This window comes from Cupriavidus sp. GA3-3 (genome assembly GCF_000389805.1).
In the GTDB taxonomy this organism is placed as follows: Bacteria; Pseudomonadota; Gammaproteobacteria; order Burkholderiales; family Burkholderiaceae; genus Cupriavidus; species Cupriavidus necator_D.
Window position 1 is genome coordinate 37,484 of record NZ_KB944468.1, and the last position, 15,006, is coordinate 52,489.

General features: G+C 67.5%; 14 protein-coding genes. 10 read left to right on the forward strand and 4 right to left on the reverse strand.

What is annotated here, in order from left to right; translation table 11 throughout:
* Window positions 1-30: 30 nt before the first annotated feature.
* Window positions 31-966 carry a LysR family transcriptional regulator gene (locus C265_RS08040; protein WP_037023897.1) on the reverse strand — a complete coding sequence of 312 codons (936 nt, stop codon included), beginning with the start codon at window positions 964-966 and terminating at the stop codon, window positions 31-33.
* A gap of 155 nt (window positions 967-1,121) precedes the next feature.
* Here C265_RS08040 and C265_RS08045 point away from each other — a divergent pair, with 155 nt between their 5' ends.
* The 4 genes from C265_RS08045 to C265_RS08060 are packed head-to-tail and all read left to right on the forward strand — an operon-like array spanning window position 1,122 to window position 5,347.
* On the forward strand, window positions 1,122-1,328 hold the full coding sequence (locus C265_RS08045; protein WP_010813395.1) for a DUF3311 domain-containing protein: 207 nt from the start codon (window positions 1,122-1,124) through the stop codon (window positions 1,326-1,328).
* A gap of 12 nt (window positions 1,329-1,340) precedes the next feature.
* On the forward strand, window positions 1,341-2,723 hold the full coding sequence (locus tag C265_RS08050) for a sodium:solute symporter (RefSeq protein WP_010813396.1): 1,383 nt from the start codon (window positions 1,341-1,343) through the stop codon (window positions 2,721-2,723).
* Window positions 2,724-2,735: 12 nt separating this feature from the next.
* Window positions 2,736-4,400, forward strand: coding sequence for an amidohydrolase (locus C265_RS08055; protein ID WP_371258344.1), 1,665 nt, complete (start codon window positions 2,736-2,738; stop codon window positions 4,398-4,400).
* On the forward strand, window positions 4,397-5,347 hold the full coding sequence (locus C265_RS08060) for a GTP-binding protein (protein WP_010813398.1): 951 nt from the start codon (window positions 4,397-4,399) through the stop codon (window positions 5,345-5,347). Before C265_RS08055 ends, C265_RS08060 begins: the two co-directional genes overlap by 4 nt.
* A gap of 33 nt (window positions 5,348-5,380) precedes the next feature.
* Here the strand turns inward: C265_RS08060 and C265_RS08065 are convergent, their stop codons facing one another.
* Window positions 5,381-6,292, reverse strand: a complete 912-nt coding sequence (locus C265_RS08065) for a YihY/virulence factor BrkB family protein (RefSeq protein WP_010813399.1) — start codon at window positions 6,290-6,292, stop codon at window positions 5,381-5,383.
* A gap of 201 nt (window positions 6,293-6,493) precedes the next feature.
* Here C265_RS08065 and C265_RS08070 point away from each other — a divergent pair, with 201 nt between their 5' ends.
* On the forward strand, window positions 6,494-7,849 hold the full coding sequence (locus C265_RS08070) for a serine hydrolase (protein WP_011616856.1): 1,356 nt from the start codon (window positions 6,494-6,496) through the stop codon (window positions 7,847-7,849).
* Between the two features lie 39 nt (window positions 7,850-7,888).
* On the opposite strand, the gene C265_RS08075 is transcribed toward C265_RS08070, so the two are convergent.
* Entirely contained in the window at window positions 7,889-8,827 is a 939-nt protein-coding gene (locus C265_RS08075) for a LysR family transcriptional regulator (protein WP_011616857.1), read from the reverse strand.
* A gap of 154 nt (window positions 8,828-8,981) precedes the next feature.
* On the opposite strand from C265_RS08075, the gene gtdA reads away from it, so the two are divergent.
* The 5 genes from gtdA to C265_RS08100 all read left to right on the forward strand — a co-directional run bounded on the left by gtdA (window position 8,982) and on the right by C265_RS08100 (window position 14,188).
* The gene (gtdA, locus tag C265_RS08080; RefSeq protein WP_010813402.1) at window positions 8,982-10,028 is read left to right on the forward strand and encodes a gentisate 1,2-dioxygenase; all 1,047 of its coding nucleotides are present in this window, start codon (window positions 8,982-8,984) and stop codon (window positions 10,026-10,028) included.
* Window positions 10,029-10,123: 95 nt separating this feature from the next.
* A complete protein-coding gene (locus tag C265_RS08085) occupies window positions 10,124-10,822 on the forward strand; it encodes a fumarylacetoacetate hydrolase family protein (protein ID WP_010813403.1) in 699 nt (232 codons plus the stop codon).
* A 32-nt stretch (window positions 10,823-10,854) separates the two neighbouring features.
* The gene (gene maiA / locus C265_RS08090; RefSeq protein WP_010813404.1) at window positions 10,855-11,496 is read left to right on the forward strand and encodes a maleylacetoacetate isomerase; all 642 of its coding nucleotides are present in this window, start codon (window positions 10,855-10,857) and stop codon (window positions 11,494-11,496) included.
* Window positions 11,497-11,523: 27 nt separating this feature from the next.
* The gene (locus C265_RS08095) at window positions 11,524-12,738 is read left to right on the forward strand and encodes a 3-hydroxybenzoate 6-monooxygenase (RefSeq protein WP_010813405.1); all 1,215 of its coding nucleotides are present in this window, start codon (window positions 11,524-11,526) and stop codon (window positions 12,736-12,738) included.
* A gap of 109 nt (window positions 12,739-12,847) precedes the next feature.
* A complete protein-coding gene (locus tag C265_RS08100) occupies window positions 12,848-14,188 on the forward strand; it encodes an aromatic acid/H+ symport family MFS transporter (RefSeq protein ID WP_010813406.1) in 1,341 nt (446 codons plus the stop codon).
* Window positions 14,189-14,304: 116 nt separating this feature from the next.
* Here C265_RS08100 and C265_RS08105 read toward each other — a convergent pair whose 3' ends face one another.
* On the reverse strand, window positions 14,305-14,994 hold the full coding sequence (locus C265_RS08105) for a GntR family transcriptional regulator (RefSeq protein WP_010813407.1): 690 nt from the start codon (window positions 14,992-14,994) through the stop codon (window positions 14,305-14,307).
* Window positions 14,995-15,006 lie beyond the last annotated feature (12 nt).

The following is a 15,006-nucleotide window of genomic DNA, read 5'->3' on the forward strand; positions in this document are numbered from 1 at the left end:
GCATACAACAGCGCGCGGCAAGGGGCAGGCTCAGCGGCGCGCGTTGGCACCGCCAGCTTCGGACGACAGCGCTTTCCAGTGTTCGCGCGTGAACCGATAGAGCACCTCCAGCGCCGGCGACAGCGAGCGCGCCGCCATGCGTGCAATGCCATAGCGGCCGCAGCGGCGCGGATCGGGCGGCATCGGCACTTCGGCCATCAGCCCCGCGGCGCGCTCCTGCCGCGTGATCGAGAGTACGCCGAACAACAGCGTATCGCTGGCCAGCGTCACGCTGCGCAGCATGTCGAGGTTGTCGCAATGCAGGGTGAAGAGCTTGTCCGGCGCGGCGCCCGGCCCCCATAGCTCCGCCAGTTGCCGGCTGATGACGGTGCTGAGCGTGGTGGTTGCCACCGGGTAGGCGCGGATGGTCTCGATATCGATGCGGCGCTTGCGCAGGATCGGATGCCCGGCGCGGCATACAAGACCTGCGGGCAATTCACCCAGTGGCTCCACGTCAATGTCGTCGGCCGCACGCAGCACATAGGCATCGCCGACGATGGCGTCGATGGTCTCGTTGCGCAGGGCCTCCAGCAGGGCGCTGGTGGCGCCGCTCTCGGTGCGCACCTTGACGCGCGCGTGGGCCTGCGCCATGTGGATCAGGAACGGCGTCAGCAGCAGCGCCGCCGGCGCGGGCGCCACCCCGATCGTCAGCGAGCCCTCCTCGGCGCCGCGCACCAGGTCCAGGTCGCGCCGCAACTGGCGTTCTTCCAGCCGCATGCGGCGCGCGCGTTCGGCCACCAGCTCGCCGAACACCGTCAGGCGCGCGCGCCGCGCGCCGCGGTCAAAGAGCGGCGCCTTGAGTTCGTCTTCCAGCGCGCGGATGCTGCGGCTCAGCGCCGGCTGGGTCAGGTGCACGGCACGGGCCGCTTCGGAGAACGTGCCGTGCTCGACCACGGCGAGCAGATGCAGAAGTTTCTGTGTGTCCATGCGGAAAACCATGCGCGTTGGTTATGGGAGCGGTTCAACATTTGCATTTGAATCATACCCCCGCGCTCCCTATGATGACCGGAACACAAGAGCGGGCCGGTGACAGCACACACGGCGTCCGCCATCCACCGTCCATCGGAAATCGGAGAGACATCATGCTCAAGCTGTTTATCGGCCTAGGCCTGCCGTTTATCGGCGTCATCGGAATGCTGCCCTGGGTGGCGGCTGTCGAGCGCTTCGTGCTCGGCGTGCCCTTCATCTACGCCTGGATCTTTGCCTGGTTCGTGCTGACCTCCGGCTGCATGCTGGCGTGCTGGCTGCTGTTCGACCGCCACGCCGCCGACGCGGCGCATGAAGCCTGAAGGGAGACCACCATGACCACAGCGGTATTCGTCGGCTTCATTGTCTTCTCGCTCTACCTCGCCATCCGCTCGAAGAAAGGCCACGGCGCGCAGAGCGTGCATGACTTCTTCGTGGCGTCGCGGCAGTTCGGCGCCTACCTGGTGTTCTTCCTGGCGGCGGGCGAGATCTACAGCATCGGCACGATGGTGGGCTTTCCCGGTGGCATCTACGCCAAGGGACCGACCTACGGGGTCTGGTTCCTCGGCTACATCCTGCTGGCGTATCCGCTCGGCTATTTCCTCGGGCCCAAGATCTGGCAGGCGGGCGCGCGCTATAACGCGATCACGCTGCCAGACCTGTTCAAGGGCCACTATGGCAGCCGTGCGCTGGAGCTGATCGTGGCGGGCTCGGCGATCCTGTTCCTGCTGCCCTGGGGCCAGCTGCAGTTCACCGGGCTGGTGGCGGCGCTCAAGGGGCTGGGCTGGGAGTTCGAGCCGGTGTACCTGGTGATGATCTCGGCGGCACTGGCCTTTACCTACATTGCCATCTCCGGCGTGCGCGCATCGGCCTATATCGCCATCCTCAAGGACATCCTGATGGTGGTGGCGATCGTCGTCACCGGCGTTGCGGTGGGCTGGAAGGTGGGCGTGGGCGAAGTGTTCCATGCCGCCAGCATGCAGGTCAGCAACCAGATGAATGACACCCAGCTGCGCTTCTCGATGAGCACCATGCTGTTCCAGGCGCTGGGCTTCTACGTGATGCCGTTCGCGGTGCAGAACTTCTTCACGGCCAGGAGCGCCAACACCATCCGGCGCACGCAGGTGGCGATGCCGCTGTACATGCTGATGTATCCGTTCCTGGTGCTGGCGTCGTACTACGCGATCAGCCAGAACCTGCAGCTCGCCTCCCCCAACGAGGCCTTCTTCGCGGCCGCGGTGCGGCTGTTGCCGGACTGGCTGCTCGGACTGGTGACCGCCGGCGCGGCGCTGTCGGGACTGCTGGTGCTGGCCGGCATCTGCCTGGCGATCGGCCCCATCGTCACGCGCAACCTGCTGCCGGGCATGCCCGAGGCGCGCCAGAAGCAGGGCGCCAAGGTGGTGATCGTGATCTACCTGGTGCTGTCGATCGCCATGACACTGGCCACGCCGAACCTGATGCTGACGCTGATCAATACCACCTACTACGGCGTGACGCAGTTCTTCCCTGGCGTGCTGGTGATCCTGTTCTCGCTGAAGGTGCGTCCGCTGGCGATTGCGCTCGGCATCGTCACCGGCCAGGCACTGGCGATCGCGCTGTATGTGCAGCAGGTCGACTTCGGCGGCATCAACCTCGGGCTGGTCAGCCTGGGCGTCAACCTGCTGGTGACCGCGCTGGTGAACTACACGCCCCGACTGGCCCGCGTGCAGGCGGCGTGAATGACCGGAATCATGCAATCCATGACACAAGACGACACGGCGCGCACGCAGGTATTCGTGGCGCGCAAGATCCTCACGATGGAAGCCGGCCAGCCCGAGGCGACACATGTCGCGGTGCGCGACGGCAGGATCCTTGCCGTGGGCGGCGCCGCCGAGATGGCCGGCTGGCCGGATGCGGTGCAGGTCGACACCTTCCGTGGCAAGGTGCTGATGCCCGGGCTGGTGGAAGGCCATTGCCACCTGATGGAAGGCGCGATGTGGGATGCGGTTTACGTCGGCTACTTCGACCGCCGCGATCCGGACGGCAAGCTGTGGCGCGGCCTGCGCACGCTGGAGCAGGTGATCGATCGCCTGGCGGGCGCGGCAAGCCAGATGCATGACCCGGACACACCGCTGCTGGCCTGGGGCTTCGACCCGATCTATTTCGGCGCCAGCCGGCTGTCGGTGCGCGAGCTGGATCGCGTCTCGGCCACGCGGCCCATCGTGGTGATGCATGCCAGCGTGCATCTGATGAATGTCAATTCCGCGATGCTGGCGCGGGCCGGCATCGACGAGGACACCGATATCGACGGCGTGCACAAGGACGCGCGGGGCTTGCCCACCGGCGAGCTGCAGGAATTCGCGGCGATGTTCCCGGTGCAGCGCGTGCTTGGCAGCGGCCTGTCGCTGGCGGCGGCCGAGAATGCCGACGCGGTGCGCCGCTTCGGCCGCGTGGCGCAACTGGCGGGCGTGACCACGGCGACGGATCTGGTCAACGACCTGTCGCCCAAGGGGCTGGAGACGCTGCAGGCGGTCACTGCCGACCCCGGCTTCCCGCTGCGCATCGTTCCGGCGTTCTCGCCGCAGCGCAATGCGCAGGGCGGCCCCGCCCGCGTGCAGGCCCCGGCGGCGGCCGGCACCGACAAGCTGCACTTCGGTCCGGTCAAGTTCATCGTCGACGGCTCGATCCAGGGCTTTACCGCGCGCTTGCGCGCGCCGGGGTATGCCGGGGGCCAGGCCAATGGCTTGTGGCTGATCCCGCCGGAGCAACTGCTCGACGCCTTCACGCCATTCCACCTGGCCGGCCTGCCGCTGCATATCCACACCAATGGCGACGAGGCGACGCAAGTGGTGCTGGACGTGCTGGAAGCCATGCTGTCGCGCCATCCGCGCGCGGACCATCGCCATACGCTGCAGCACTGCCAGCTGGCGGACGAGGCACAGCTGGCGCACGCGGCGCGGCTGGGCCTGTGCATCAACTTCTTCTCCAACCACCTGTACTACTGGGGCGATGCACATGCCGGCCAGACCGTGGGACCGGCGCGGGCCGCGCGCATGAACCCGGCGGGCACGGCGCGGCGGCTGGGGATTCCGTTCGCGATCCATTCCGATGCGCCGATCACACCGCTGAACCCGCTCTTTACGGCGTGGTGCGCGGTGCAGCGCCAGACCGCTTCCGGCCGCGTGCTGGGCGAAGCTGAGCGCCTGCCGGCCGCCGACGCGCTGTATGCCATCACCATGGGTGCGGCCTATACGCTGAAGCTCGATCACCACATCGGCAGCATCGCGCCCGGCAAGCTGGCAGACTTTGCCGTGCTGGAAGATGACCCGACCGCAGTGGCTCCGGAGTGCCTGAAGCACGTGCGTGTCTGGGGCACGGTGCTGGGCGGGCGCGTGTTCGCGGCGCCGGCACGATGAACGCGCGGGCTCCGGTCCCGCTGGTGGTGGTCGGCGGGTACCTTGGCGCCGGCAAGACCACCTTGCTCAACCGCCTGCTGGCCAACGCGCAGGGGCGCCGCATCGCGGTGCTGGTCAACGATTTCGGCGAGATCAATATCGATGCCGCGCTGATCCGCACGCGCAGCGACGACGTGATCCAGCTGGAGAACGGCTGCATCTGCTGCTCGATTGGCGGCCGGCTGGCCGAGGCGCTGGTGGCCATCGCAGCGCGGGAGCAGCGGCCGGACTTGCTGGTGATCGAGGCCAGCGGCGTCTCGGACCCGCAGCGCATTGCTCAGGTCGGCTTGCTGGATCGGGCCTTTGTGCTCAATGCCGTGGCGGTGGCCGTGGACGTGACCGAGGTCGGCCACAACCTGCACGATCCGCTGGTGGGCGACATGGTGCGGCAACAGATCGCGGGGGCCTCGGTAGTGGTGCTGACCAAGGCAGACCTTGCCGATGCGGATGCGCTGGCAATGGCTGCCGCCACGGTCGACGCCATCGCGCCGCATGCCGCGGTGCTGACCGCATGCGAGGGCGAGGTGCCCTTGTCGGTCTTTGTTGACGCCGCCCCGCCGGAACCACATGCCGATGCCGTACTGCAGGCGGGCGGGCACTGGCGGCGAGCCGTCGGCACCGTGCCCGCCGGCATCCGCAGCATTTCATACCAGACCGGCCGCGACTTCGACAAGGCGCTGCTGCGGCAGGCGCTGAAGGCGCTGCCGGTGCGGCTGTTGCGCGCGAAGGGCATGGTCAGGCTGGCAGCCGATCCGCGCCTGCACGAACTGCATGTGGTCGCGGGCCGCATGCGGCTGAGTCCGATGGCGCAAGGCGATGCGGCAGGGTCTGCAATGGTCCTGATCGGTGCCTTCGGTGCGGAGGAGGAGAGGCGTATCCGCGCCTGCCTCGATCTGGCGCTCGCCTGAGCGGGCGCGCGAACGGCGTCGCTGCGGCGCCGCTCAGGTGTGGAATTCTTCCGGTTCCGCATGCGCCGGCCTTCCTTCCCAGCCGCCACGCTCGAACTCCGCAATCACCTGCGCCCCAAACAGCAGCAAGGTCGCCGCGATCTCCAGGCTCAGCAGCACCACGATCGCCGTGGTCAGCGAACCATAGACCCGGCTCACTTGCGACAGCGTGGTGAAGTACCACGCCAGCACATGGCGGGAGATTTCCCACAGCACGGCCGCGACCAACGCGCCGCTCAGCGCATGCCGCAGCGACAGCCTGCCAACCGGCATCACCATGTAGATCGAGGTCAGCATCAGCACCTCGCCAATGAAGCCGAGCAGGTAGAGCAGGCCGGTCGAGAGCCGGTCCAGCGACCAGTCGCGGCCCAGCATTTCCACATGCCGTTCGCCGATGGCGAGCAGGCCGCCTGACACCACCGTGACCAGCAGCAGGCCCACGCTAAGTACCGCGATATAGCAGTAGGGCAGCAGCGCCGAGACCAGGAAATGCCGGCGCCGGATCGCCACGCGGTGCTCGAAGATGACCGACATGGCATTCTCCAGCACGGTGAAGGCGAGCGAACTGAAGAACAGCATGGTGACCAGCAGCACCCAGCCGATCGTGCCACGGTTGCGCAGGAAGGCGGCAAGCTCGGTGATCAGCGCCCTGGACTGCCCCGGCACCACCCACTCCAGGTAGCGCGCGAGCGTGGACAACAGCAGGTCTGGTTCGATCACGTGCGACAGGGCAATGATCATCAGGATCAGCAGCGGCACGATCGACAGCAGCGCGTAGTAGGCCACCGCGCCGGCCAGCAGCAGCCCCTGGTTGGCGCGGAACTGCCTGAGCGTGTGCCAGGCAAAGCGCCCCGGATGGCGGAGCAGGTCACGGACGCGGGCGTCGGGAAGCTGCATGGCAGACATCGGAGAGGAAGGGGTTTCGCCATTATGCGGCTTCGATGCCTGACATTCCACCGGGTTATGGCTCTATTCCGAATGCATCATTGTGGTCGGAATCCGCTTCCTCCAAGATGGCGCCCGCGGCCTGCACCATGCGGGCTTGCACCTCATGCATACAAGGCGGCGCACCGTGCGTGCAACCGCCTGGACAGGAATGGAGACAGCATGCAAGCGCAAACAGTGTCGCGCAGGACGGGATTCGGACGCAGTCGGGTGTGGCTGGCCGTGGCGCTGCTGGTGGCGCCGATGAGCGTTGCGCTGGCGCAGGGCACCGGCCAGCCTTTGGCCGTTGCCGAGGACGAGGTCATGCAGGGCTTTCCGCCGCCGCCCGACAAGCAGGTCAGCCGCGGCAGCGGGCTGCGTCCGCCGTATATGCGCTGGGCGTTCCGGCATGCACGCGAGATGTCGCCGACGGCGGGCATCCGGCATGCCAGCCAGCCGCTGGCCCTGGCCGGCCAGCCCGGCACGGAACTTGACGGCACCACCTTTGCCGTGGCCGGCAAGACGGTCCGACTGGCCGACTACCTGCGCGACACCCATACCGACGGCTTTATCGTGCTGCACCAGGGCAAGGTCGTCTATGAGCGCTACCTCGCGGGCTTTGGTCCTTACCAGCCGCATATCTGGGCCTCGATGACCAAGTCCGTCACCGGGCTGCTGGCCGCCATGCTGGTCGAGGAGGGCAAGCTCGATCCGCAGGCCCGGCTGGCGCAGTATGTGCCGGAACTGGCCGGCAATCCGTTCGGCGAGGCCACGGTACAGCAGAACCTGGATATGGAGGTGCCGGTGGGCTACCCGGAGGGGCTGCCGCCGGACCTGGCGCTGTTCGGGGCGGTGGGGATCGTGCCGCGCAAGGCGGAGGCGCCGGACACCATCTATGACTTCCTCAAGGTCGTCCACGCCACCGGCGGGCGCGACGATGGCGGCGTCTGGTACTACCAGAACGGCTCGCCGGAAGCGGTGGCATGGGCGCTGCGGCGCATCACCGGCAAGAGCTGGGCGCAACTGGTGACCGAGCGGCTGTGGGCCCGCTTTGCTGACGATGATGCCTACACCCAGGTGGACCGCCAGGGCACGGAAATGGCCAGCGGTGGCATGAATTCCACGCTGCGCGACGCCGCCCGCTTTGCCGAGGCCGTGCGCCGGGCGGCCGCGGGCGACGCCTCGGGCGGGATCTCGCCGGCGGCGGTTCGCATTGCGCTGCAGCCGGCCGGCAACCAGGCCCGCTTTGCGCGCGGCAACACCATGCCGGGCCGCGACGGCTATGGCTACCGCAACTACTGGTTCCAGCGCAACGACGGCGACGGCAGCATCGAGGCCAGCGGGCGCTTCGGACAGAAGATCTATATCAATCCGGCCAGGGGGCTGACGGTGGTGAAGTTCTCCGCCAGCCCGGACGGCGCCGCGCGTGCGACCAGCGCAGCCGCGGTGCGCAAGCGCGACGATCCGGCCCGGGCGCTGGAATCCGCCGAGGCCATGGTGGCCGCGGCGCTCGCGATCCAGCGCGCGGTCAGCCGCTGAGCCACGCCGGCAGCGGCCGGCAGAGTCTCCCGATCTGGACTAGGCCGGCGTTTCCGCCGGCACCTGCGGTGCCCCCGCCGCCCGCCGCAGGCAATCCAGCATGGCCATGACCGCCGCGCGCGACTGCGCGTCGTCACGCCAGTACATCGACACCGAGCCGAACCCCGCCAGCCGCAGCGGCACGATGCGCAGCGCGCCCAGCTCTTCCAGCCTGCGCGCGGTGCGGTGCGAGGCCAGGCCGATCATGTCGCTGTTGTTGAGTAGCGTGAGATTCAGCACAGTGGAATTGCTCTCCACGCAATCGGCCGGCAGGGCACGCTCGGCGCTGGCCAGCGCGCCTTCCAGCGCATTGCGGATGGGCGTGCCGCGCGGCCACACCACCCAGCGGTGGCGATACAGGTCGTCCCAGCCGATGCGCCCGCCTTGAAGCAGCGGGTGGCGCGGCCGGGCGACGAAGTGGATCGGCTCCATGTAGAGCGATTCGGTGCGCATGTGCGCGTCCTGCAGCTCGGGCGCCGAGCGGCCCACCACGATATCCAGCTCGCTGTGCGCCAGCTGGCTCATGAGCCGGTCCATGGTCGTTTCCACCAGCCGCACGCTGGCGCGGGGCATCTGCTGCAGCAATTGCAGCGCTGCCAGTGGCACGGTATCCGCCGACGACGCGCCCGACGTACCCACCACCACGATCCCGCTGCCGCCGTCGCGCATGGCCTGCAGGTCGTCGCGCGCGGTATCCAGCTGGGCCTCGATCCGGCGGGCGTGCTCGATCAGCGACTCGCCGTAGGGCGTGGGCCGCAGCCCGCGCGCCTGGCGCTCGAACAGGGGCAGCCCGATATCGTCCTCAAGGTCCTTCAGCCATTTGGAAAGTCCCGGCTGGGTCGTGTTCAGCATGGCCGCCGACTGGCTCATATTGCCGGTCTCGGCCAGGCTCAGCAGCATCTGCAGGTTGCGCAGCCGCAATCTCTGGGTCCAGTCCATGAAGCTACCTATATAAAAAAACGTATCGATAAGATAAAAAGTTCATTTCAAATCTTATAGGGCCGGGCGTATAACGACAACAAGACGGTGCGCATCGACACAGGCACCCGCAAAGAGCGCTCCCCAAAGCACCTGCAAAAGTCACGGAGACAGCATGTCCGAACACACCCCAGACCCGGCCCGCGTGGCCTATTACGAAGAAATCGGCCGCAGCCACATGACCCCGCTGTGGGAGTCGCTGCACGCGCTGGTGCCGCCGCAACCGCGGCCGCAGATCGTTCCCGCCATCTGGAAGTACGCCCAGATCCGCCCGCTGGTGATGCAGGCCGGCGGCGTCATCAGCGCCGAGGAAGCGGTGCGCCGCGTGCTGGTGCTGGAGAACCCGGGCATTCCCGGCAAGTCGAGCATCACCTCCACGCTGTACGCCGGCCTGCAGCTGATCCTGCCGGGCGAAATTGCGCCCAGCCACCGCCATACCCAGTCCGCGCTGCGCTTTATCGTGGAAGGCAAGGGCGCCTGGACCGCGGTCAACGGCGAGCGCACCACCATGCATCCCGGCGACTTCATCATCACGCCGTCGTGGACCTGGCATGACCATGGCAACCCCGCCGTCGAGGACGGAGGCGAGCCGGTGGTGTGGCTGGACGGGCTGGATATTCCGCTGGTGCAGCAGTTCGATGCCGGGTTTGCCGAGAACTACCCGCAAGCCCAGCAGCCCGTGACCCGCGTCGAGGGCGACAGCTTTGCCCGCTTCGGCCATAACATGGTGCCGGTGCGGCACCGCGTGACCGATCCCACTTCGCCGGTCTTCAGCTACCCGTACGAGCGCTCGCGCGAGGCGCTGGACCAGCTCTACCGTAACGGCGAGCTCGATGCCTGGGACGGCGTCAAACTGCGCTATATCAACCCGGCCACCGGCGGCTGGCCGATGCCGACCATCGCCACCTTCATGCAGTACCTGCCGGCGGGCTTCCAGGGCAAGACCTACCGCAGCACCGACGCCACCGTCTACAGCGTGGTGGAAGGGCGCGGCACGGTGCGCATCGGCGACGACCAGTTCCAGTTCGAGCCGCGCGACACCTTCGTGGCCCCGTCGTGGGCGCCGGTGCAGCTGGGCGCGCTGGAAGACGCGGTGCTATTCAGCTATTCCGATCGACCCGTGCTGTCCGCGATGAACCTGCTGCGCGAAGCGCGCACCTGAGCGTCTCGCGACCCTGATCCGACCTGCCCCGGGCGGTGCCTGCGCGCACCGCCTGAGGCTCCCGCTTACCTGACGACTTCCGGAAACCTCGAACCATGTCCTACGTCTTCACGCCCCCCGCCACCGTTTCCATCCCCGTTGCCGGCAGCGACGACCAGTTCGCCGTGCGCCGCGTCTATTGCGTGGGCCGCAACTACGCCGCCCATGCGCGCGAGATGGGCTTCGATCCCGACCGCGAGCCGCCGTTCTTCTTCTGCAAGCCGGCGGACGCGATCGTCCCGGTGCAGGCAGGTACCACGCTGGACCTGCCGTATCCGGCGCAGACGCAGAACTACCACTACGAGGCCGAGCTGGTGGCCGTGATCGGCAAGGCTGGTTCGGATATCCCGGTCGAACAGGCACTCGAACACGTCTGGGGCTATGCCGTCGGCCTCGACATGACCCGCCGCGACCTGCAGATGAAGATGCGCGAAATGGGCCGCCCCTGGGAAATCGGCAAGGCCTTCGATGCCTCGGCGCCGGTCGCCCCGATCCACCGCGCCAGCGAGATCGGGCATCCGCAGCAGGCCGGCATCTGGCTGACCGTCAACGGTGACACGAAGCAGCGCAGCGACGTGTCGCACCTGATCTGGTCGGTAGCCGAGACGGTGGCCTACCTGTCGCAGTTCTTCCGCCTGGAACCGGGCGATGTGATCTTTACCGGCACACCGGAAGGCGTGGGCGCGGTCAAGGCCGGCGAGACCATGGTCACGGGCGTGGACGGCCTCGGCGAACTGGCCGTGCGCGTGGTCTGAACCTCTGAATCGCAGCACAGGCATTACCGATCATGCAGCTCTATAGTTTCTTCAACAGCTCCACGTCCTACCGGGTGCGCATCGCGCTGGCCCTCAAGGGCCTGCCGTACGACTACCTGCCGGTCAATATCCGCACCGGCCAGCACCGCGAGCCGGAATATGTCGGAAGCATCAACCCGTCCGCGACCGTGCCCGCGCTGGTGGATGGCAGTTTTGCGCTCGGACAGTCGTTCGCGATCATCGACTACCTGGACGCGCTCCAGCCGGTGCCGCGCCTGCTGCCGCAAGACCCGGTGCAGCGCGCGCGGGTGCTGGAACTGGCCACGCTGATCGGCTGCGACATCCACCCGGTCAACAACCTGCGCGTGCTGCGCTACCTGCAGGACGTGCTGAAGGTCACGCCCGAGCAGAAGGATGCCTGGTACTGCCACTGGATCGATGAAGGCATGGCCGGCGTGGAACGCCTGCTGGCGCAGCACGGGCATGGCAGGTGGTGCTTCGGCGATGCGCCGACGCTCGCTGACGTCACGCTGGTGCCGCAAGTTGCCAACGCCCTGCGCATGGGCTGCGACCTGAGCCGGTACCAGCGCGCGATGGCGGTCTACGCACACGCCAGCGTCCATCCCGCCTTTGCCCAGGCCGCGCCAGCGCACCAGCCCGACTACACCGCCTGACGCCACCACGCAGGCCAGGAGACAAGCATGAGCAGTACCAACAACGCGACCGGCAAGGTCCTCATCATCGGCGGCGGCATCGGCGGCCTCGCCGCTGCGCTGGCGCTCGCACGCCAGGGCATCCGCATCGAACTGCTGGAACAGGCCGGGCAGATCGGCGAGATCGGCGCGGGCATCCAGCTGGCCGCCAACGCCTTTGCCGCACTGGATGCGCTGGGCGTAGGCGAAGCTGCGCGCAGCCGGGCTGTCTTTACCGACTACCTCAGCCTGCGCGATGCAATCGATACCAGCGTGATCGCCGAGGTTGACGTTGGGCAGGCGTATCGTGAACGCTTCGGCAACCCCTATGCGGTGATCCATCGCGCTGATATCCACGTGTCGATCCTGGAGGCGGTGCAGGACCATCCGCTGATCACTTTTCGCACGAGCACGCGCGTGGAGCGGTTACTGCAGGACGACAAGGGTGTGACCGTGATCGACCAGCACGGCGAGCATCACCATGGCGACGCGGTGATCGGCTGCGACGGCGTCAAGTCCGCCATCCGCCAGGCATTGATCGGCGATGAGCCCCGCGTCACCGGCCATGTGGTCTACCGCGCCGTGGTCGACGTCGCCGACATGCCGCAGGACCTGCAGGTCAATGCACCGGTGGTGTGGGCCGGCCCGCACTGCCACCTGGTCCACTACCCGCTGCGCGGCGGCCAGCAGTACAACCTGGTGGTGACCTTCCACAGCCGCGAGCAGGAAACCTGGGGCGTGCGCGACGGCAGCAAGGCGGAAGTGCTGTCGTACTTCGAAGGCATCCATCCGCTGCCACACCAGATGCTGGACCGGCCCACTTCCTGGAAGCGCTGGGCCACCGCCGACCGCGACCCGGTCGAGCGCTGGAGCTTCGGCCGCGCCACCATCCTGGGCGATGCCGCACACCCGATGACCCAATACGTGGCCCAGGGCGCCTGCCAGGCGCTGGAAGACGCAGTCACGCTGGGCGCCGCGGTGCAGGCCGCTGGCGGCGACTACGAGGCAGCATTCAAGCTGTACGAGCAGGCCCGCATCCCGCGTACCGCGCGCGTGCTGTACGCCGCGCGCGACATGGGCCGCGTCTACCACGCCAAGGGTGTGGACCGCCTGGTGCGCAACAGCCTGTGGACTGGCCGCACGCAGGCGCAGTTCTACGACGCGCTGCAGTGGCTGCATGGCTGGCGTGCCGACCAGTGCCTGAGCCCCACGCCGTGGCTGTAAGCCGCTGGCGCAACTTTTCTTCGCAGTCAATCCGAAACGATCTGGCGGCCGCGCATAAGGCAGCCGGACGTGACTCGCCCCTAATCCTGGCATCAAGGAGGAGACCACCATGCCTGCCAGCCAACCCCTGAACGTCACCGCGTTCATCGACCGCCAGCCGCTGTCGGCGTTCCAGGTGAGTATCGTCGTGCTGTGCTTCCTGATCGTTGCGGTCGATGGCTTCGATACCGCGGCGATCGGCTTCATCGCGCCAGCCATCCGCGCGGAATGGCAGCTGACGCCGGCCCAGCTGGCGCCGCTGTTCGGCGCCGGACTCGGCGGCCTGATGGTCGGCGCCTTCGTCTTCGGCCCGCTGGCCGACCGCTTCGGCCGCAAGGGCGTGCTGGTGCTGTCGGTGCTGTTCTTCGGTGCCGCCAGCCTGGCCTCGGCCTGGTCGCAGGACCTGTGGACGCTGGTGCTGCTGCGCTTCCTGACCGGCCTGGGCCTGGGCGGAGCCATGCCCAACGCCATCACGCTGACCTCGGAGTTCTGTCCGGAAAAGCGGCGCTCGTTCCTGGTCACGACCATGTTTTGCGGCTTCACGCTGGGCTCGGCTTTCGGCGGCCTGGCTTCCGCCGGGCTGATCGATGCCTTTGGCTGGCGCTCGGTGCTGGTGGCCGGCGGGGTCATGCCGCTGGTGCTGGCGGCGCTGCTGCTGTGGCTGCTGCCGGAATCGGTGCGCTACCTCGTGCTGGCCGGCAAGCAGCGCGAACGCATCGTCGCCACGCTGCAGAAGATCGCGCCGCAAGCCGACCTGCGCGACGCCACCTTCGTGGTCGGCGAACAGCGCAGCACCAGCTCGCCCGTGCGGCACCTGTTCCGGCCCGAGCTGCTGCGGGGCACGCTGCTGTTCTGGCTGACGTTCTTTATGAGCCTGCTGGTGATCTACCTGCTGTCCAGCTGGCTGCCGACGCTGCTGCGCACCGCGGGCCATTCGCTGCGCACGGCCGCGCTGGTGACAACCATGTTCCAGGTCGGCGGGACGGTGGGGGCGATTGCGCTGGGTTGGCTGATGGACCGGATCAATCCGCACTATGTGCTGGCGTCCAGCTATTCACTGGCGGCGCTTGGCATCGCGGCGGTGGGCAGCTTTGCTTCCGACCCGGTGGCTGCGGGCATGGCGGTGTTCCTTGCGGGCTTCTGCGTCTCAGGGTCGCAGGTGGGTGCGAATGCGCTGTCCGCCAGCTTCTATCCGACCGACTGCCGTGCCACAGGCGTGAGCTGGGCCAACGGCGTTGGCCGGATGGGGTCGGTGGTGGGGTCGGTCGGCGGGGCGACGATGCTGTCGATGGGGTTGGGGATGCCGGCGTTGTTTGCACTGATCGGCGTGCCGGCACTGGTCGCAGGGTTGTCGATGTTCTCGTTGGGGATGGTCAGGCGTCAGAGGGCGGTGGAGCGCCTGGCAGTCTGAAGGCGGGCGGCCGCGGGAGCCATTGACTGAGGGGGAGGCGCATGGTCGGTCGTCGGGAACACGCTGACCGAGGTCTTCTGCAACACCGTGTGATGCGCGGCCGGCTGCCTGCGCCATCAGCCGAACACCGCCTCCCAGTCGACATCCCCCTTGTCGCGCGGCCCGAGGTTCAGTTCGCGTTCCACGTGATCCAGGTGCGCAAGCATCCGCGCGCAGGCGGTAGCGGCATCGCCAGCCTCGATCGCATCGACGATGCCGGAGTGCTCGTCATCCGGGCAAGCCGGTGCGTTCGGTGCGTTGTAGAGCGCGATGATCAGGCAGGTGAGCGGGCAAAGCTCCCCCATCAGCTTGATGAAAAAACTGTTGCCGCCCAGCTCTGCCAGCAGCATGTGGAATTCGCCCGTGAGCTTGATCAGGGTGCGATGATCGTTATCCGCGCGGGCGCGGGCCTCCTTGGCCAGGTGTTGGCGCAGGCGGCGTAGCCCGGCCTTGCCAGCGCGCGCGACCACATTGCAGACAATGTCACGTTCGACCACGCGGCGCGCCGCGAACAAGTCTTGTGCTTCCTGTACCGACGGACTGGTGACATAGGCACCGCGGTTCGGATGCAGCTGCACCAGTCCTTCCTTGGCCAGGACCGTCAAGGCCTGCCGTATCTTCGTGCGGCTGACGCGAAAAGCCAGTGCGAGCCGTTCCTCGGCCAGCTTCATGCCAGGCGCAACGCGGTGCTCCATGATGGCCTGGCTGATGCGTTCCGCAATGGAAGGCGCCTCTGCTTTTGCGGCCATGCTGTGCTGGGTCGTCAACGTTATCTGCTC

Excerpts from the sequence above, each read along its gene's own strand:
- C265_RS08040 (WP_037023897.1), bottom strand. The coding sequence starts at position 966 with ATGGACACACAGAAACTTCTGCATCTGCTCGCCGTGGTCGAGCACGGC.
- C265_RS08070 (WP_011616856.1), top strand. The coding sequence starts at position 6,494 with ATGCAAGCGCAAACAGTGTCGCGCAGGACGGGATTCGGACGCAGTCGG.
- C265_RS08095 (WP_010813405.1), top strand. The coding sequence starts at position 11,524 with ATGAGCAGTACCAACAACGCGACCGGCAAGGTCCTCATCATCGGCGGC.
- maiA (WP_010813404.1), top strand. The coding sequence starts at position 10,855 with ATGCAGCTCTATAGTTTCTTCAACAGCTCCACGTCCTACCGGGTGCGC.
- C265_RS08045 (WP_010813395.1), top strand. The coding sequence starts at position 1,122 with ATGCTCAAGCTGTTTATCGGCCTAGGCCTGCCGTTTATCGGCGTCATC.
- C265_RS08075 (WP_011616857.1), bottom strand. The coding sequence starts at position 8,827 with ATGGACTGGACCCAGAGATTGCGGCTGCGCAACCTGCAGATGCTGCTG.
- C265_RS08050 (WP_010813396.1), top strand. The coding sequence starts at position 1,341 with ATGACCACAGCGGTATTCGTCGGCTTCATTGTCTTCTCGCTCTACCTC.
- C265_RS08065 (WP_010813399.1), bottom strand. The coding sequence starts at position 6,292 with ATGTCTGCCATGCAGCTTCCCGACGCCCGCGTCCGTGACCTGCTCCGC.
- C265_RS08100 (WP_010813406.1), top strand. The coding sequence starts at position 12,848 with ATGCCTGCCAGCCAACCCCTGAACGTCACCGCGTTCATCGACCGCCAG.
- C265_RS08085 (WP_010813403.1), top strand. The coding sequence starts at position 10,124 with ATGTCCTACGTCTTCACGCCCCCCGCCACCGTTTCCATCCCCGTTGCC.
- gtdA (WP_010813402.1), top strand. The coding sequence starts at position 8,982 with ATGTCCGAACACACCCCAGACCCGGCCCGCGTGGCCTATTACGAAGAA.
- C265_RS08060 (WP_010813398.1), top strand. The coding sequence starts at position 4,397 with ATGAACGCGCGGGCTCCGGTCCCGCTGGTGGTGGTCGGCGGGTACCTT.
- C265_RS08055 (WP_371258344.1), top strand. The coding sequence starts at position 2,736 with ATGCAATCCATGACACAAGACGACACGGCGCGCACGCAGGTATTCGTG.